The organism is Pyxidicoccus xibeiensis (assembly GCF_024198175.1).
In the GTDB taxonomy this organism is placed as follows: Bacteria; Myxococcota; Myxococcia; order Myxococcales; family Myxococcaceae; genus Myxococcus; species Myxococcus xibeiensis.
The window spans coordinates 428,302-444,952 of record NZ_JAJVKV010000007.1 but is presented as its reverse complement, the minus strand read 5'-3'; the positions used below and the strand labels follow the sequence as shown (position 1 = coordinate 444,952).

At 72.5% G+C, this 16,651-nt stretch carries 13 protein-coding genes; 7 read left to right on the top strand and 6 right to left on the bottom strand.

The genetic code is table 11. The features are described from left to right. The 3 genes from LXT23_RS31075 to LXT23_RS31065 all read right to left on the bottom strand — a co-directional run bounded on the left by LXT23_RS31075 (position 1) and on the right by LXT23_RS31065 (position 3,318). Positions 1 to 384: a VOC family protein gene (locus LXT23_RS31075; protein ID WP_253983969.1), complete on the bottom strand. Its 384-nt coding sequence runs from the start codon at positions 382 to 384 to the stop codon at positions 1 to 3. Between the two features lie 18 nt (positions 385 to 402). After that, on the bottom strand, positions 403 to 915 hold the full coding sequence (locus tag LXT23_RS31070) for an ester cyclase (protein ID WP_253983968.1): 513 nt from the start codon (positions 913 to 915) through the stop codon (positions 403 to 405). Positions 916 to 978: 63 nt separating this feature from the next. After that, entirely contained in the window at positions 979 to 3,318 is a 2,340-nt protein-coding gene (locus tag LXT23_RS31065; protein ID WP_253983967.1) for an acyl-CoA dehydrogenase family protein, read from the bottom strand. Between the two features lie 142 nt (positions 3,319 to 3,460). Between LXT23_RS31065 and LXT23_RS31060 the strand changes: the two genes are divergently transcribed. After that, positions 3,461 to 4,741 (top strand): phospholipase D-like domain-containing protein, encoded by a 1,281-nt coding sequence (locus LXT23_RS31060; RefSeq protein ID WP_253983966.1) that lies wholly within the window; start codon positions 3,461 to 3,463, stop codon positions 4,739 to 4,741. 15 nt (positions 4,742 to 4,756) lie between these two features. On the opposite strand, the gene LXT23_RS31055 is transcribed toward LXT23_RS31060, so the two are convergent. The 3 genes from LXT23_RS31055 to LXT23_RS31045 form a co-directional block, all read right to left on the bottom strand. After that, the gene (locus tag LXT23_RS31055; RefSeq protein WP_253983965.1) at positions 4,757 to 5,554 is read right to left on the bottom strand and encodes an endonuclease III domain-containing protein; all 798 of its coding nucleotides are present in this window, start codon (positions 5,552 to 5,554) and stop codon (positions 4,757 to 4,759) included. Then, the gene (locus LXT23_RS31050; RefSeq protein WP_253983964.1) at positions 5,555 to 5,758 is read right to left on the bottom strand and encodes a hypothetical protein; all 204 of its coding nucleotides are present in this window, start codon (positions 5,756 to 5,758) and stop codon (positions 5,555 to 5,557) included. Between the two features lie 119 nt (positions 5,759 to 5,877). Continuing rightward, positions 5,878 to 6,390, bottom strand: a complete 513-nt coding sequence (locus tag LXT23_RS31045) for a GNAT family N-acetyltransferase (protein WP_253983963.1) — start codon at positions 6,388 to 6,390, stop codon at positions 5,878 to 5,880. Positions 6,391 to 6,653: 263 nt separating this feature from the next. On the opposite strand from LXT23_RS31045, the gene LXT23_RS31040 reads away from it, so the two are divergent. The 6 genes from LXT23_RS31040 to LXT23_RS31015 all read left to right on the top strand — a co-directional run bounded on the left by LXT23_RS31040 (position 6,654) and on the right by LXT23_RS31015 (position 16,615). After that, a complete protein-coding gene (locus LXT23_RS31040) occupies positions 6,654 to 12,302 on the top strand; it encodes a hypothetical protein (RefSeq protein ID WP_253983962.1) in 5,649 nt (1,882 codons plus the stop codon). A gap of 70 nt (positions 12,303 to 12,372) precedes the next feature. After that, complete coding sequence (locus LXT23_RS31035; protein WP_253984024.1) at positions 12,373 to 13,212, top strand: NlpC/P60 family protein; 840 nt, start codon at positions 12,373 to 12,375, stop codon at positions 13,210 to 13,212. Positions 13,213 to 13,282: 70 nt separating this feature from the next. After that, positions 13,283 to 13,720, top strand: a complete 438-nt coding sequence (locus LXT23_RS31030; RefSeq protein ID WP_253983961.1) for a hypothetical protein — start codon at positions 13,283 to 13,285, stop codon at positions 13,718 to 13,720. A gap of 126 nt (positions 13,721 to 13,846) precedes the next feature. Further along, positions 13,847 to 14,362: an RNA polymerase sigma factor gene (locus tag LXT23_RS31025; protein ID WP_253983960.1), complete on the top strand. Its 516-nt coding sequence runs from the start codon at positions 13,847 to 13,849 to the stop codon at positions 14,360 to 14,362. Further along, a complete protein-coding gene (locus tag LXT23_RS31020) occupies positions 14,352 to 15,065 on the top strand; it encodes an anti-sigma factor family protein (RefSeq protein WP_253983959.1) in 714 nt (237 codons plus the stop codon). The genes LXT23_RS31025 and LXT23_RS31020 overlap by 11 nt, the downstream gene beginning before the upstream one ends. Further along, the gene (locus tag LXT23_RS31015) at positions 15,062 to 16,615 is read left to right on the top strand and encodes a caspase family protein (protein ID WP_253983958.1); all 1,554 of its coding nucleotides are present in this window, start codon (positions 15,062 to 15,064) and stop codon (positions 16,613 to 16,615) included. The genes LXT23_RS31020 and LXT23_RS31015 overlap by 4 nt, the downstream gene beginning before the upstream one ends. Positions 16,616 to 16,651: the final 36 nt, after the last annotated feature.

Genomic DNA, 16,651 nt, shown 5'->3' with positions numbered 1-16,651 from the left:
TCAGGGCCACTCGTTCGGTGGAGTGCCCTGCTCGGGGTGCTTCATCTTCACGATGCAGAAGCGGTGGCCGGTGGGCGCCTCCATGACCCACCAGCGCCTCACCCAGCCGATGCGCTTCGCGCCCAGCTTCTCCAGGCGCGCGGCCTCGGCGTCCTGGTCATCCGCCTCGATGTCCAGGTGCACGCGCGAGGGGTGCTTCACCTGTTGCACCGCCACGTCCAGCCCGCCCCGGGCGTTCTCGAGCCCCGTGTAGCGGGCCTCTCCCTCGACGAGCTTCTCGCCGAGCGGCATGCCCAGGGCGTCACTCCAGAACTTCGCGGCGGCGTCGTGCTCGCCCGTCTCACAATCGATGATGAAGCCGGCCAGCCTGCTGCGGTGGGGCATGGTGCGGAGTCTCCTGTGTCAGGGTTTGGGGGGAACGACCTTGTAGCCGCGCTGCAGGAGCGGTGAGAGCCGGTCCGAGACATCCCAGGCCTCCACCAACTTCCCGTCGCGCATGCGGTAGAGGGACTGGCCGTCCAGCGTGAGGGGCCTGGGCTTGCCGGCCTCGTCCAGGTTCTTCGGGTCGGAGCCGGTGGCCTTCCAGTGGACCACCACGAGGTCTCCGTCCGCGACGAGGTGGAGGATGTCGAACCGGAGGTCGGGGAACTGCTGGAAGCTGGCTTCGGCCTGCTGGCGCAGGATGGCCGGCCCCAACACGCCCTGGGGCGCGCCTGGCGAGTGGTCCACGAAGTCGGCGGCGACATACTCGGGGATGCGGTCCAGCTTGCGCAGGTTGTAGAGCTCCTCGGTGAGCATCCGGGCCCGCTGCTTGTTCTGCTCCTCCAGGGCCGCGCTGCGCTCCGCGGGAGACACGGTGGCGCAGGCGGACAGCGCCCCGAGGGCGCACAGCAACATCGTCACGTGTCGTTTCATGGCCGGCGGAGTCTGCCCGGGGCACCGGGGCCCGTCAGCGCCCCCGGCCCGCAACCGTTCACCTCATGGCGCCAGCCGGCCCAGTCCGATGGGGGCGGCGAGGCAGTTGTCCGGAATCCCAAACGCGTCCACCAGCGCCACCGCGTCCGGGCGGACCTCCGCGCACAGCCGCTCCACCTCCTTGCGGATGGCCCGCGCCTTGGAGCCCTCCAGGAGCCCGTGCTCCAGGAACCAGCCGCTCGCCGAGTCGAGGCAGGACAGGCCATACAGGTCGCACAGCCGCCCCAGCACCGTCTTCAGCCCCGGGTCCTTCACCGCCGCCACGCCCTTGAGGAACTGCTCCAGCACCAGCGCCTCCACGTGCGCGTGCGCCAGCGCGAGCAGGTGCTCCTGGCACTGGTTGAAGGCCTCGAAGGCCTCCACGCCCGCGCCCAGCCGCTTGCGCAGCCGCCGCGACACCGAGGCCATCAGGTCCTCCTCCCGGTAGCGCAGCACCCGGAGCTGGAACTCTCCGTCGCGCAGGTGCTCGCTGCCCGTGCGCCGCGTGGAGAAGGGGTTCCTGTCCACCACCCCCGTCGCCCGGTCCGCCAGCAGCTTCAGCACCGCGAAGACGCGGTCGTCCTCGAAGCGCTGCCGGTAGCCCGTCAGGAGCCCCTTGGCCACCAGCTGCATCAGCACCGTGTTGTCGCCCTCGAAGGTGGTGAACACGTCCGTGTCCGCCTTCAGCGCCGGAATCCGGTTGGCCTCCAGGTAGCCCTGGCCGCCGCACGCCTCGCGCGTCTCCTGCAGCGTCGCCGTGGTGTGCCACGTGGCGTACGCCTTGAGGCCCGCCGCCAGCGCCTCCACCTCGCGCGCGTCCTCCTCCGTGCGCCCCACGTACCGCTCCACCAGGTACTCCAGCGCGAAGTCGAGCGCGTACGTCTTCGCCAGCGGCTTGAGCAGCCGGAGCTGGTGCGTCTGGTGGTCCAGCAGCCGCACCTCCTGCGCGCCCACGGGGCCGAACTGGCGCCGCATCTCCCCGTAGCGCACGGCAATCGTCAGCCCGCTCTTCACCGCGCTCAGCGCCGCGCACGCCACGCTCACCCGGCCCGCCACCAGCGTGCCCAGCATGGTGAAGAAGCGCTTGGAGTCACCGGGGATGGAGCTGGTGTACTCGCCCTGCGCGGTCACCTGGCCGAACCGGTCCAGCAGGTTCTCCCGGGGCACCCGCACGTGGTCGAACCAGAGCCGGCCGTTGTCCACGCCGTTCAGCCCCATCTTCACGCCGCAGTCCTCGATGCGCACGCCGGGCAGCACGCGCCCCTGCGCGTCCCGCAGCGGCACCAGCAGCGCGTGCACGCCCAGCGCCTTGCCGCCCACCTCCAGCTGGGCGAACACCGTGGCGAGGCGCCCATGGCGAGCGGCGTTGCCAATCCATTCCTTGCGCGCGCCGTCCGAGGGCGTGTGCACCACGAACTCGCCCGTCTGGGCGTCGTAGCGCGCCACCGTCTCCACGTCGCGCACGTTGGAGCCGTGGCCCAGCTCGCTCATCGCGAAGCAGCCGGGCAGCTCCAGCGAGGCGACCCTGGGCAGGTACTCGCGGTGGTGCTTCTCCGTGCCGAGGAAGAGGATGCTCGCGCCGAACAGGCCGAAGTGGACGCCCGCCTTCACCACGAGGCTGAGGTCGAAGAAGGCCAGCGTCTCGAAGGCGGCGATGAACGCGCCCAGGTCCGCCCCCGTCTCGTTGCCCTGGGGAAAGGCGATGCGGCCCAGGCCCTGGTCCGCCAGCGCCTTCAGCCAGGCGAAGACCTGGTCGCGGTAGCGGTCCGTGTCGTGCGTGTCGCTGTAGCGGAAGTCCCCGGACGACAGCCAGGCGCGCACCTTCGCGCGAGCGTCCGGGTACTTGCGGTCCAGCACCGCGCGCAGCGCCTCCGGGTCGAAGGACGTGGGCTCGGTGGGGCCGTGGCGCATCGGCGCGGGCGCCGCGGAGGGCAGCAGGGAGCGCACGGCCTCGCGGCCGGAGATGCCCAGGGACTCCTCCAGCTCGGCCAGCGCGCGCGTCAGCTCGGGCATGGGCGCGGGCAGCCCGTCCTTGCCGGTGACGACCTGCGCGAGCTGCGAGCCCAGCTCCGCCAGGCTCTGCTGTCCGCTGTGTGACAGCTGCTCGGCGGTGCGGCGGATGTAGTCACGCAGCTGGGTCAGCTCGCCCACGCTGGGGGGCAGCACCGGGTCCAGCCAGCGCGCGAGGACGACGTTGGAGCGCAGGTCCAACCAGGGCTGGGCCCGGGCGGCGGCGCCGAGGGCGCGAATCTCCTCGTGGGTGAGCTCTCCGTCCGTCCAGGCCACGTACAGCATGGGCACCAGGGGCGCGAGGCGGGGCAGCGACAGCAGCTCGTGCGCCGTGGGACGGGTGACTTCCACCATGGTGGGCTCTCCAGCAGGCAAGGTGACGGGCGCAGTCTGGCCAGCCTGGCCGCGCGCGGCAATGGGAGAACTCGCTCTGTCGGGGGGCAGGCAGGAGGGCACGCGCTGGCGGCAGCAGGGAAGCGTCACCAGCTTGGCCCCCATGGACGAGCTTCAGGACCTGGAGGAGCTGTTGCCGCAGGCCGGCGCCCACTTCCTCGACAGTGACAGGGAGCGGGCACGGCACGAGATGCAGGGCCCCTTCATGCTGCCGCCCGGGCCCGCCGGCTTCTCCTTCGCGCTGTACCAGTCCACCGGCGTGGGGTTGATGCCGGGCCACAAGCTGGAGCTGCTGGAGAACAGCACTGTCTTCGAGCGGATGCTGGAGGACCTGCGCGGCGCGCAGCACAGCATCCACATCCTCGTCTACATCTGGCGGCCGTGTGAGCTGTCGGACCGCATCGTGGAGGTGCTGGTGGAGCGCGCCCGCGCGGGCGTGCAGTGCCGCGTGGTGGTGGACCCGGTGGGCAGCGAGGAGGTCCGCGGCAACAAGGACTTCGACCTCAAGGTGGAGAAGGTCCTCACCGACGCGGGCGTGGAGGTGCACTACTACCGGCTGCTGGCGGGCAAGGTGGTGGGCCGGCTGCTGGGGCGCACGCACAACAAGATTGTCGTCGTCGACGGACGCGTCGCGTACACGGGCGGCTTCGGCATCTGGAAGGTGTGGGAGGGGGACGGGCTCAAGCCGGAGGAGTGGCGGGACACGCACGTGCGCGTGGAGGGCCCCGAGGTGCGCCGCATGCAGCTGTCCTTCTCCCGGCACTGGCAGGAGTCGGGCGGCGGCCTGCTGCCCCCGAGCGCCTTCCCGGAGCCCGACGAAATCTCGCAGGGCCCCTCGTCCGCGGGCTTCGTGGACAGCGCGGGCAAGCTGGGCGTCACCGACGCCGAGCGCATGGTGCGCCTGGTCATCGCCGCCGCGCGCGAGCGGCTGTGGATTGCCAACGCGTACTTCACCCCGCCCAACGCGATTCTGGAGCAGCTCGAGGAGAAGCTCCGGCAGGGCGTGGAGATTCGCATCCTGGGGCCGGGCCCCGTCCACGACGTGCCCATCATCCGCGCATCGCAGCGCTCCACCTACGAGCGACTGCTGGCCGCGGGCGCGCGCATCTACGAGTACCAACCGTCGATGATGCACGCGAAGACGATTCTCGTGGATGACTGGCTCAGCGTGGTGGGCTCCACCAACCTGGACGTGCTGTCGCTCAACAAGCTGGGGGAGGGCTCGCTCGTGATGAATGACGCGGAGTTCGCTCGCAAGCTGGAGCGGTGCTGGGCGAAGGACCTGCGTCACTCGAAGGAAATCACGCTGCAGAACGGAGGCCGCACCAACCCGTGGCGACGCTTCGCGCGACGCACCACGCAGCTGGTGGGGAGGGACCGCTAGACGAGGTCCTGCTCCTCAGCGCGCGTCCGTCACGCCCACCTGGCGGCAGTGCTGGAGCACCGGGCACGTGGAGCACTTCGGCCGCGTGCCCGTGCACACGTGCTTGCCAAAGGGCACCAGGAGGCGGTTGAGCTCCACCCAGTAGTTGCGCGGGAGGGTGACCTCCAGGGCCTCCATCGTCTGCTCCGGCGCGCGCGCCCGCACGTAGCCCCACCGGTTGGTGACCCGGTGCACGTGGATGTCCACGCTGATGGCCTCGTGGCCACAGGCGATTCCGAGCGCCAGGTGCGCGCACTTGGGGCCCACGCCCTTGAAGGACTGGAGTACCTGCGCGTCGCACGGGAGCTTCCCTTCGAGCTCGTCCCGGGTCCGCTCGGCGATGGCGTGGAGCTGGTACGCCTTGGCCTCGTGGAAGGTGACGGGGCGGATGACCTCGTCGATTTCCGCGGGCGTCATGCGCGCCAGGGCTTCCGGCGTGGAGGCCTTGCCGAGCAGCGCGAGCGACACCGGCAGGCTCACCTCGTCCCGGGTGCGGATGGAGAGGATGCAGGCCACGAGCTGCTCGAAGAGCGAGTCATGGCCGTGCGCGGCCAGCGCGAACATCGCCGCGTCCGCGAAGTGCTTCACGGACTCGCGCACGCGGGCGAGCACCTCGTCGATGTCGAAGGGGACCTTGTCCGGGCGGGGCGGTGGCTCGGCCACGGTCCCCGGCTCCGGGTGCTGCTCCGGTGCCGGGGACTCGCGGGCCGTCCTCGCGCTCACGCGCGCGGGGGCACGCCGGCTGGAGGCCCTGGGTTTCCGGGCCGCCGCCATTCAGCTGCTCTTCGCGCCATTCTTGTTGGGGCCACCGTGCGTGCCGAAGTCGCCCGCGTTGCGGTTGGCGGGGAACACGTCCGTGTCGTCGCGGCGCTCGCGGCCCTGGCCCGACACGTCACCGGAGTCCGCCCTGCGCGGCTGGCTCTCCGGCTCATTCCTCGTGTCCATCCGGCCCTGACCCTTGTCCTGTTTCTTCGCCATGTGCTCCTCCTCGTCCAGGAAAGGTGAGGACGGGGACGAGGCAAGGCCCGGGACCGCTCCCGGGGTTGCCGGGAGGGCAGGGGAGCGAGGGTCGGAAGGCGGAGGGAAGACCTCCCAGGTCAGGCGAGCGGCTTCGCCAGGTCTCTGGCGTACCAGGTGTCGCAGCCGAAGTGGCCCGTGCGACCCAGGGGAGCGCACAGCGGCTCGAAGCCCAGGCGGCGGTAGAGCTTCTGGGCCTGCTTCATGCCCACGGTGGTCTCCAGGTAGCAGCGCTGGAAGCCCGCCTCGCGTGCGAAGTCCAGGCAGCGGCGCAGCATCCGCTCTCCCATGCCCTGGCCACGCGCCTCGGTGAGGAAGTACATCTTGCGCAGCTCGCAGACGGTGGGCTCTCCGCCCTCCAGGGGGGCGATTCCGGCGCCGCCAACGACCTTGCCTGCCCGCTCGACGACGAAGTAGGCGTGCCGGGGCCGTGAGTAGGCCGCGCTCATCGCCATCACCTCGGGGTCCTGCATGGCGAAGCCGGGGCCGTCCATGCCGAACTCCGGCATCACCGTGCGGATGACCGCCGCAACCGCCGCGTCGTCCCCGGGCGTGATGGGACGGACGACCCATTCTTCCGTGCTCGTGCTCATAGGGGCCGCAACGTTTCCACAGCGCGGGGTTTAGGGCCAGTGGCGTGCAGGACTGCGCACCGGCTGTGCACCCCGGTGCACAGGTGACACCGGCACGACGCACCCCACGGCTTCCGCTCCCTGAGAGCGGGTTTCCCTCCCGGCCCGGTTCCAGGGCATCCTGGGTGGCATGTCCGTTGTAACGAGGGGGAGCCATGTACTGCCCTGAATGCCGGCAGGAACGGCTTGGAACCGCCCAGCACTGCGCGCTCTGTGGCTCGGCGATGTCCGCGCGTGCCCGGTCCGTCGTCGAGGCCGAGCTCGCGCACGTCCACTTCCTTCTCGACGAGCTGAAGCGCTGGGACAGCAACGAGGTCCCGCGCAACGTCAGCCAGTTCCTGTCCCAGCGGTACGAGCGACAGGCGCGCATCCTCCTCGCCGTGCTCACCGAGACCGCCCCGGAGAACGTGGGGCTGGGGCAGGGCGCGGTGGCACTGGGGCCCGTGGGGGTGGCGCTGCCGGAGACGATGGCTTCCGCGCAGGCGACGGTTTCCTCCGAGGTGGCGAAGCACGGTGCCGCGGATGCGATGATTTCCGCTGCGGTAACGGAGCACGGTGGCGCGGAGGCCGCAGGCCCCGGGCCGGTGGCCGCGCGCGGTGAGGTGGAGGGACCGGCTTCGGCGACGGTGCGCGAGGGCGTGGAGGCGGCTGCCCGGCGTGAAGGTGAGACGGTCGCGGCGGAGTCCACGGCCTTTGCTCAGGCGACGGAGCCCCAGGCTGCGGCGGAGCCGGTGGCGGCCCGGCGCGATGGAGAGACCGCTTCGGCGGAGTCGGTGGCGGCCCGGCGTGAGGGCGGGAGTGCTTCGGCGGAGTCGGTGCCCTTCGGACAGGAGTCCGCGCGTGATTCGGCGCACGCGGCGTTCTCCGCACGCGCCTCCGAGGGTGGTTTCGATGCGGGCGACGCTCATGTCCCCGCGGCGGCTCTCCCGCTGCCCGAGAATCCCGCGGAGGCGTACGCAGAGCCTCCGACGCCGCGCACCCTCACCGCCCGGTTCGTCGAGGAGACCTCCACGTGGAACCGCGTGTGGAGGCCGTTCCTCTACGAGAGCATCATGTGGTTCATCGGTGCCTTCCTCATCCTCTCGGGCACCCTGTACTTCGTCTTCGAGAGCTGGGACGGGATGTCGTCGAACACCCGCTCGCTCACCGTGTTCGGGATGACGGCCGGCTGCTCCGCGGGCTTCTCCGTCTGGGGCGCGTTCCTCGCCCGGCGCGAGGCGCTGCGCCACCAGGGCCGCATCCTCGGCCTCATCGGCTCGGCCGTTGCTCCGCTCGCGGGCATCGCGCTCGGGCCCCTCGACCTGGGAGAGGGCATCCAGTTCAGCGGCGTGGGCTCCATGGTGCTCATCCCGCTGCTGCTCGTGTGGGCCGGGCTCGCCGCCGTCCTCGTGCGCAAGCCGGCGGAGGGCTTCGACGTCTCGTCCCGCCCGCTCGTCCAGGCCTTCCTCGCCGCGAGCACGCTGATGATGGGGCTGGCGCCGCTCGCCGCGCGGCTCGGGTCCTTCGCGCTGTGGCTCAACGTCCTGCCCTGCGTCCTCTTCTTCATCCTCTCGTCGCGGCCCACGCCCGAGCCGCGCAAGGGAGTCGCGCTCTTCTTCGCCCTGGTCGCGCCGCTGTTCCTCCTCGTCGTCTACGCGGTGCGCCTGCACGTGGCGCTCGTGGATGCGGGCGTCGAGGCCGCGCCGGGCACCTACGCGCCGCTCGTGGCCTTCCTGTTCTTCACCTCGCTGCGCTTCCGCACCCTGGACCCCGAGCGCGCCGCCGACACGCTCGCGATTAGCGGGGTCGCCATCCAGGCGACGTGCCTCATCGTCGCGGCGACGGCTCCGGCGCCCGCCTTCTTCGTCACCGCCGCCATCCTCACCTGGACGCTGGTGTCGCTGGCGCGCGGCGGTATCGCCCGCCTGCCCTGGGTGTACGGCGCCTATGCGAGCACGTACTTCGCCTATACCTCCAGCGGCCAGCTCATCCCCGGCCCCCTGCGCCGGCTCGTCGACGCGCTCAAGGCGCAGCTGGGCTACCCCGTCGCCGACAAGCTGCCCTTGCAGTACGGCGCCCTGACCGCGCTGCCCTTCGTGATTGCCGGCGTCGTGCTCGCCGTGTCGCGGCTGTGGCGCGGTGAGCGCACGGGCAATGCGCGTGACGTCGCCTTCGCGGAGGTGCTGCTGCGCGCCACCGCCGTGGCCAGCCCCCTCTTTGCTCTCTACGGCATGTCCGGCCCGGATGTGCGTCCGGCCCTGTGGAGCGCGCTGGGCCTGAGCGTGGTGTGCCTCGCGACGGGCCTGCTGGTGCAGCGCTACTACCTGACCGTCGTCGGCGCGGTGCTGGCGCTGTTCGTGCCCTTCCAGGCGCTGGCGGTGCTGGGCGCGCCGGCCGCGTCGGTGGCGTCCGGCCTGTTCGGGCTGGCGCTCGCCACCGTGGCGCTGCTGGTCACCGCGCGCACGCGCTGGCTGCTCGCCTCGGTCGTCGGGGTGATTTCCTCCGCGGGCTTCCTCATGGGCGCCTTCGACGGCGGGGCGCTGGCCTTGACGGGCGTGTGGCTGTGTGGCGGCGCCGCGCTCGTCGCGGCCTGTGCCGTCCAGAGCCCTGTCGTCATGGCCTTCGCCGCGGGCCTCGCGGCAGCGGCCCTGCCCCGGCTCACCGGCCACCTGACGCCGGACGCGGTGGCGCCCACCCTCGCCCTCGTGGCGCTCGGACTCGCGCTGCTGGGGGAGCGCGGTGGGCTGCTCCGGATGCTCGGCCTGCCCGCCGTCTTCTACGCCCTGCTCGCGCTGCCCGTGGGAATGGCGACCGAGGTGCCGGGGCTGGGCCTGGTGATACTCACCGCCGCGGCTTCCGTCGCGGTGACGTCGCACACGTTCCGCTTCGTGCGGCCGCTCGCGGTCGTCATCGCCGCCCTCGCGCTGCTGCCCGACCTGGGACGGTACTACTCGCCGTGGGGCGGGTGGATGTCGCCGGGCCTGTCGGTGGCGCTGTTCGTCCTCTGGTCGCTGGGCACCTCGCTCACCGCCGCGCGCTGGGGGCGCAGCGCCAGCACCACCACCGCGGCCCTGGTGGCGCTCGTCTTTCCGCTGGTCGGCGCGGTGGAGGCCGGGGCGTCGCTGCATGTGGCGACGCTGCTCGGTGCGTCGTTCGCCGCCCTGCTCACCGCGCGCGCGCTGCCGGCCGGCGTCAGCGTCGCCGTGGCCGCGCTGTATGCCGCTGTCGCGCTCTCCACCGTCAACCCGGTGGCGCTCCTGGGCCTGGCCGCCGTGCTGAGCGTCCTGGCCGTGCTGGAGGAAGTGCCCGCCGTGCTGCGCATCGGCGCGGGCGGGCAGCGCTTCGCCCTGGTCGCCACGGTGGCCGCCATCGTCGTGCTGGGCCTCGCCGTGGTGGAATGGGACGACGCGAGCCTGCCGCTGCTGGCCCTGGGCACCCTGACGCTGCCGCTGCTGTGGACGCGTGCCAACCGCCAGCCCTTCTTCGCTGGCTTCGCGGTGCCCTTCACCTTCGTGGGCATCGCCGTCGTGGGCGGCAGGCCGCCCGGCTGGGTGGATGCGCTGCCGCTGGTGCTCCTGGCCCTGGTGCGCGCGGTGGAGCACGTGCCGGCCGTGGCGTCGCTGCTGCTGCGCTCGCAGGAGGAGAAGCCCCGTCACCAGCTGTCCCTGTGGATGCAGGGCTGGCTCGCCGGGGTGGCCCCGCTGCTGCTGATGGTGGGCTGGGTGGAGCCCCGGCCGCTGTACTTCCTCACCGCCGCGCTGGCGCTGATGCCGGGGCCGCGTCCCTTCCTGCGCGTCTGCGGCTCCGCGCTGCTGCTGCTCTTCGTGCCCGAGGCGCGGCCCGTCGTCACCGTCCTCTTGCTGGGCCTGGCCCTCGTCGCGCACCACCGGCCCGCGGCGCTGTGGGCCTTCTTCCGGTGCCCCGAGGACACGTACTTCCGGCCCGCGTCCGTCCTCACCGCGCTCGCCATCGCGGCGCTGCCCGCGCTGGATGCTCCCACGTCGATGAACCTGGTGGGGCTGGCCGCCGTGCTGGGCGCCGCCGCGTTCCTGCTGTCCCAGCGCTGGCTCTTCACGCCCGCCGTGTGGGCCCTGGCGCTGGCGCCGGTGGGCCTGGATCTGGTCGGCAGGAAGCACTTCCTGGAGTGGCGGCCCGAGGCGGGGCTGCCCGTCATCGCCGTGGCGCTCGGCGCCGCGCTGCTGTCCGCCGCGTGCCAGTCCGGCCGCGTGCAGCGCGCGCTCTCCGGGGCCTTCGCGCGCGTGCTGCCGGAGCCGGGTGGCACCTGGAGCGAGCCGCTGTGGGTCGGTGGCGCGGGCGCCCTGGCGCTGCTGCTGGTGGGCCGGCTGGTGGACTCGGGCGTGGGCTCGCTGACGCTGCCGGTGGCGGTGGGCGCGGGCGTCGTCTCGTGCGTCCTCATGGTGGCGCGAGAGCGGTGGATGGCCAACGTGGCCACCGTGCTGCTGGGCGCGTCGCTCGTCGCCGCGGTGCCCCCGCTGTGGGCACCGGCGGTGCTCAGCGGGACGGGACTGCTGCTGTGTCTGGTGGGCACGGCGCTGGACGCGCGGGGCGTGCGCGTGGGCGGGGCGCTGCACCACGGCGGCTGGGTGCTGGCGCTGCTGTCACTGGCGGGCCTGAGGGACCTGGAGCACGCGGGCACACCGCTGTGCATCCTCTTCGGCCTGGGCGCGGCGTGGGCCGTGGTGCTGCGGCGCCGGGAGCGCGAGGTGGTGGGCTGGCTGGCGTCGCTTGCCGCCGTGCACGGCCTGCTGATGCACCTGGGCGCGGTGTACTCGTCCGGCCGGGGCTCGGAGTTCATCCTGCCGTTCTTCGGCGCGGCCAGCGCGCTGCTCGCCGCGCTGGCGCTCTTCCTGGCCGGGGCGAAGTGGCGCCGGGGCGTGGGGCACGGCTTCACCGTCGTCGCGCTCACCGAGGTGCTGCTGGGGCTGGCACTGCTGGGTGCTTCCGAGGATGCGCTGCGCGAGGCGCTGGTCGCCAGTGTCTCGCTGGCGGTGCTGCTCTTCGCCCTGGTGCGCCGCGCCGCCGTGGAGGAGGACGAGCTGTCCGCCTACCTCGCGCAGGGCGTGCTCGCGCTGGGCTACCTCTCCGTGCGGCTGCTGGGCATGGGCGTGAGCCCGGGTGCCGCGGACAGCCTCGCGGCCCTGGTGGGTGGCGCCCTCTTCACCGGCCTGTACTTCTTCGTGCAGCGCGAGGGCTCGGGGCTGGACGTCTTCCGCCGGCCCGCGCTGGTGGGCGCGTTCCTCTTCCCGCTGGCCGGGCTGCTCTCCGCGCCGTGGGGCGAGCCGCTCTACGTGGCCGCCCTGCTGGTGGGCCATGCCGCGCACTTCGCCGCGCTGGGCACGCACCCCGCGCGCCGAGGAGCGGCGTCGCTGGCGTCGGTGGTGGCCTTCAACGCGGCCCTGCTCCTGGTGTGGCAGGGCACCGGCACCGGCGAGCCGCAGTACTACGTCATCCCCGCGGGCCTCTCGCTGCTGGCGCTGCTGCGCGTGTTCAGGGCCTCCATCGACGAGGTGACGTACGCGCGGCTGCGCGCGGTGGCCGTCACCGCCATCTACGTGGCGGGCGCGTGGAAGCCGCTCATGTTCAGCGACGGGAGCGCGATGCTCCTGTGCGTCTTCCTCTGCGTGGTGGGCGTGGGCTTCGGCATCGCCCTGCGCATCCGCTCCTATATGTACCTGGGCACCGCGTTCCTGGTGACGTGCATCGCCGCCAACCTGGTGCGCTTCGGCATGAGGGACCACCGCATCGCCGCCGCGTCGCTGTTCATGCTGGGCCTGCTGGTCATCGGCTCCATGGTCATGCTCAGCGCCCACCGCGCCACCCTGCTCCAGAGGTACGCGCGGGTGCGAGACCTCCTCTCCACCTGGGAGGGCTGACACACCGAGTTCTTGGCGACACACCCGATAGGTGAGATTGAATGGGCACCAACCTTTCTCGGGAGAGTTGCTGTTGCTCCGCCTTCGCCTGTTCGCCGCCATCCCCCTGTGCGCTCTCGTCGGCTGTGCCACCGTGAAGACCCGCGCCGCGGAGTCGCCCATGGGGATGGAAGCCCCGGTGGTGGCGGTGGCGGGCCCTGAGGCCGGTGCCGCGCCTCACTCCCCGTCGGAGCAGGCAGGCGCGGTGACGGCTTCGAGCGCCGAGGCTCAGGAGGAGAAGGTGCGGCTGGTCACCGCCGGGGTGATTGCCGCCGCCCTGCAGGCCGCCGCGATGGTGACGGGGCCGGCCAATACCACCGGGCGCTTCTGGGACGAGCTGCTCTCTCCCAATGAGCTGGCGCGCTCCATCGTCACGCGCTCCGCGCAGCTCGTCGGGGCTCGCAAGCTGGGCAAGGGCGTGCCCAATGACTGCTCGGGCTTCGTGCGGCTGGCGTACCTCGCCGCGGGCATCGACCTGGTGGCCCATGGCTTCCTCTCGGGGGAGAACGCCGTCTCCGCCATCTTCCGGCGCGCCCTGGAGGTGGGCACCGTCCACCACCAGGCCCCGCGCCCCGGCGACCTCGTGTTCTTCCGCGAAACGTATGACCGCAACCGCGACGGCCGGCGCAATGACGGGATGACCCACATCGGCGTCGTGGAGGGTGTGGACGCCGAGGGCACCGTCACCTTCATCCACCGCGGCGGCAAGGGCGTGGCGCGCTCGCGGCTGAACCTGTCCGCGCCCACGAAGCACCAGCTCGGCCAGGGCGGGCCCGTCCTCAACGACTTCATCCGCCCCGCCGCCAAGGGCTCCCGCGCCTACCTCGCCGGAGAGCTGTTCGCCGCGTTCGCCTCGCCAGAGGGGCTGTAACCTTCCAGCGCGGTCTGCTCATACCCAGCGTGGCTGTGAACATCCGGCGCTCCGGGGAGTCATAGGCGGCATGCGAATCGCCCTGCTGCTCCTTGGTGGTCTGCTCCTCACTCCGGGCTGTGTCGTCCGCACGCGCCCCCTGCCGCGCCCGGCGCCCCGGCCGCAGCCGCCTCCGCCTCCGCCCCCACGTCCGTCCTCCATGTCCTACAACGAGGCGGTGGACCTGGGCTTCGGCCAGTGCCGCTCGCGCGGGTACGAGTGCCGGCTGAAGGAGGCGCACCGCACCGGCAACGACGTGTGGAAGGTGAAGTTCCACGCCTTCGCTCGCGACGCGAAGGGCCACCTGCACCTGGACTACGACGCCTACACGCGCAACCTCCTCAAGGTGGACGAGAAGGTGAAGGCCCGGCGCGACGACCGGGACGACGACTGGGATGACGACGACCACGGCCACGGGCACGGACGGGGCCGCGGCAAGAAGAAGGGCCACGCGAAGCACGACGACTGAGCTTCGACGTCCGGCGTCCAGGCCCGGGGCAGGCTGTCCCACGCCGCCCCACATGGCCCGGGCGCCGCGCTTTCTTCCAGCGGGTGTCCGCGGATTCGCGCCCGGGTGTCTCCAGGGTGCGGCGTCATGACTCCCACCTCTTCCCTCGACATCTCCACGCTCTACCGGCGCCACGTGGCGCTGGTGCGCGGCTGCGCCCTGCGCATCCTGGGCGAGCCCGCCGCCGCGGAGGACGTCGCGCAGGAGGCGTTCATCCGCTACCTGCAGCACCGGGAGCGCAGCGGCGAGGAGCAGGACACCGCCGCGTTCCTCTACCGCACCAGCACCAACCTGGCCCTCAACCGGCTGCGCGACGCGCGCCGCCGCCAGGGGCTGCACGAGGCGCACCTGTCCCACGAGGAGCCCGCGAGCGCGCGCTCACCCGAGGACGGGCTGGCGCTGCGCAAGGTGCTGGCGGAGGCGGACCCGGAGCTGGCGCAGATTGCCGCCTGCTACTTCATCCACGGCATGGAGCACGAGGAGATTGCCGGGGTGCTCGGCGTCCCGCGCCGCACCGTGGGCCGGAGGCTGGAGAAGTTCCGGGCGCACGCCGAGCTCATGCTGCAAGACGTTCGGAGAAAGGAAGCAGGCCATGGTGGCTGAGCCGTTCCCCAGGTCCAAGCCGTCCGGTGAGTGCCTGTCCGGGTGGCGCGTGTCGCAGGTGGTGCTCGGGCTGCTGCCACCGGAGGAGCGCGCGTCCGCCGAGGCGCACCTCACGACGTGCGCGCACTGCCAGCAGCGGGTGGAGGCCGAGCATGCCCAGACGCGCGCCGCCGCCTACGAGCAGGTCCCCGAGGCGTTGCTCGCGGCCGCGGCGGCGCTGCCTGCACGTCCCGCGCGTCCGGCGTGGTGGCGGTGGGCACCCGCCTTCGCCCTTCCGGTGCTGGCGGTGAGCGTGTTCCTCGTCGTCCGTTCGCCGGAGGCGGGGGTGGTCCCCGGGGGGCGGTGGAAGGGGAGCGCGTCACTGGACGTGGCGGTTGCGCGCGAGGGGGTGCTCGTGGTCAACGGCATGCCCGCGGAGGAGCTGGCGGAGCTGCGGGCGGGAGACCGGCTGCGCCTGCGCGTGCAGGGCGCGGAGCCGTCCGCCTGGCTCATCCTCCAGGGAGACGAGGAAGGAACATGGACCCCGTACTTCGAGGGAGCGGTGCCCCAGGGCGGGTGGCTGCCCATGGGCATCACCGTCACGCCGGAGGGCCGCACGCGGATGCGGCTGCTGACGTGTGCGGCGAAGCCTCCACCCGGGGTGCCGCCGGAGGAGGTCTGCCGCGTGCGCGTCTACGACTGGGGCATGGCTGGCACGCCGTGAGCCGCGTCGTCGCGCTGTGGCTGGCGCTGCTGCCGCTCGTCTCGGGCGCGAGCCAGGCGCGGTATGCGCTGCTGGTGGGCGCGCACAAGGGCAACGCGGACGAGCCCCGGCTGCACTTCGCCGGACGTGACGCGGAGCGGCTGCGCGAGGTGCTCGTCACGCTGGGAGACTTCCCGCAGGAGAACGTCGCCGTGCTCACGGACCCGAGCGCGGACCGGATGCGCACCGCGCTGGCGCGGATGAACGCGCGCATCCGCGAGGAGGTGGCGCATGACCGCTCCAGCGTGCTGCTCGTCTTCTACTCGGGCCATGCGGACGCGGAGTCGCTGCACCTGGGCGGCACGCTGCTGCCCTGGGAGGAGCTGCGCAACCTGACGTCCGGCTCGTCCGCGGCGGCGCGGCTGCTGGTGGTGGATGCGTGCCGCTCCGGGCAGGCCACGCGCGTGAAGGGCACGAAGCTGACGGCGCCCTTCGCGCTGCCCCCGGACGTGGAGTCTCACGGGCTGCCGGAGGGCTTCGCCATCCTCTCCTCGTCCGCGGCGGGCGAGAGCGCGCAGGAGTCGGACGCGCTGCAGGGCTCGTTCTTCACGCACCACCTGGTGGCCGCGCTGCGCGGCGTGGCGGACACCAGCGCGGACGGGCTCGTGAGTCTCGCGGAGGCGTACCAGTACGCGGCGGACCGGACGGTGGCGAGCACGGTGGCCACGGTGGGCGGCGTGCAGCACCCCACGTACCTGTACGAGCTGAAGGGGCGCTCGGAGCTGGTGCTCACGCGGCCGGGCCGCACGCAGGGGCTGGCGGCGGTGCGGCTGGAGGGGGCGGGGCAGTACTTCTTCCGGCAGGGCGGGAAGGATGGGCCGGTGGTGCTGGAGGCGGGCATCTCCGACGAGGCGCGCACGGCGCGGCTGGTGCCCGGCACGTACTTCGTGCAGCACCGGCTGCCGGACCGGCTGCGCGAGGCCCGCGTGGTGGCGGAGGAGGGCAGACCCCTGGAGCTGGCGGGCGTGGCGTGGCGCGTGGTGGAGCTGGACCAGCTGGTGCGCAAGGGCGGCGGCGGGCGGAGCACCTGGGCGCTGAGCGGGTGGGGCGGTGGCGCGTCGAGCGTGGTGGAGGGCTATCCCTTCGCTCCGGCGGGCGCGGTGCAGGTGTCCATGGACACGTCCGCGCTCACGCTGGAGGCGCAGGTGGAGGTGGCGCAGACGGGCTTCACGCAGCAGCGCTTCGAGCGGCGGCTCACGTCCATGGCGATGCGCGCCGGTGCTCGGAAGGTGTTCGACGTGGGGCTGCTCTCCCTGTCGGGTGGGGCCCGGGTGGGCGCGGCGTACGTGGACCAGCGCTTCTTCGGGCGGACGGCGCCGAGAGTCTGGCAGGTGGTGCCGCAGCTGGACACGCTGCTGCGCGCGGACCTGCACCTGCCTCGCGGGTTCTTCATGGGCGCCGAGGTGGGGCTGCGGGCCTCGCGGGTGCGCGTCACCTCGGCCCTGGGGCGCGAGGAGGTGCGCACGCCGGTGACGCCGGTGCTCGCGGCGGGGACGGGAATCCGCTGGTGAGGGTGTCCATGACTCGCGGCTCGCGGGTCTCTTCCA

What these genes read in the sequence shown, in the direction of transcription:
- LXT23_RS31075 (WP_253983969.1), bottom strand. Translation starts at nt 384, where the DNA reads ATGCCCCACCGCAGCAGGCTGGCCGGCTTCATCATCGATTGTGAGACG.
- LXT23_RS31070 (WP_253983968.1), bottom strand. Translation starts at nt 915, where the DNA reads ATGAAACGACACGTGACGATGTTGCTGTGCGCCCTCGGGGCGCTGTCC.
- LXT23_RS31065 (WP_253983967.1), bottom strand. Translation starts at nt 3,318, where the DNA reads ATGGTGGAAGTCACCCGTCCCACGGCGCACGAGCTGCTGTCGCTGCCC.
- LXT23_RS31060 (WP_253983966.1), top strand. Translation starts at nt 3,461, where the DNA reads ATGGACGAGCTTCAGGACCTGGAGGAGCTGTTGCCGCAGGCCGGCGCC.
- LXT23_RS31055 (WP_253983965.1), bottom strand. Translation starts at nt 5,554, where the DNA reads ATGGCGGCGGCCCGGAAACCCAGGGCCTCCAGCCGGCGTGCCCCCGCG.
- LXT23_RS31050 (WP_253983964.1), bottom strand. Translation starts at nt 5,758, where the DNA reads ATGGCGAAGAAACAGGACAAGGGTCAGGGCCGGATGGACACGAGGAAT.
- LXT23_RS31045 (WP_253983963.1), bottom strand. Translation starts at nt 6,390, where the DNA reads ATGAGCACGAGCACGGAAGAATGGGTCGTCCGTCCCATCACGCCCGGG.
- LXT23_RS31040 (WP_253983962.1), top strand. Translation starts at nt 6,654, where the DNA reads ATGTCCGCGCGTGCCCGGTCCGTCGTCGAGGCCGAGCTCGCGCACGTC.
- LXT23_RS31030 (WP_253983961.1), top strand. Translation starts at nt 13,283, where the DNA reads ATGCGAATCGCCCTGCTGCTCCTTGGTGGTCTGCTCCTCACTCCGGGC.
- LXT23_RS31025 (WP_253983960.1), top strand. Translation starts at nt 13,847, where the DNA reads ATGACTCCCACCTCTTCCCTCGACATCTCCACGCTCTACCGGCGCCAC.
- LXT23_RS31020 (WP_253983959.1), top strand. Translation starts at nt 14,352, where the DNA reads ATGGTGGCTGAGCCGTTCCCCAGGTCCAAGCCGTCCGGTGAGTGCCTG.